Source organism: Oerskovia turbata, from assembly GCF_000718325.1.
Taxonomy (GTDB): domain Bacteria; phylum Actinomycetota; class Actinomycetes; order Actinomycetales; family Cellulomonadaceae; genus Oerskovia; species Oerskovia turbata.
In genome coordinates this window covers 1-202 of the sequence record NZ_JOFV01000073.1, presented here as the reverse complement: position 1 = coordinate 202, position 202 = coordinate 1, and the positions used below count along the sequence as shown (strand labels likewise).

Annotated in this window: 1 pseudogene; it reads left to right on the top strand. The window is 62.9% G+C overall.

From position 1 onward, the window contains the following. Nucleotides 1–202 (top strand): annotated as a pseudogene (locus tag IE95_RS21195) (methyl-accepting chemotaxis protein); the annotation flags it as partial.

Genomic DNA, 202 nt, shown 5'->3' with positions numbered 1-202 from the left:
GCAGGTTTCTCAGAATGTGCGGACGGTGGCTGCTGGGGCTGAGCAGATGGGGGCGTCGATTCGGGAGATCGCGCAGAACTCGAACGAGGCGGCGAAGGTGGCGAATCGTGCGACGGATCGTGCGGCGTCGACGAATGTGACGGTGCAGAAGCTGGGGACGAGCTCGCAGGAGATCGGTGATGTGGTGAAGGTGATCACGTCG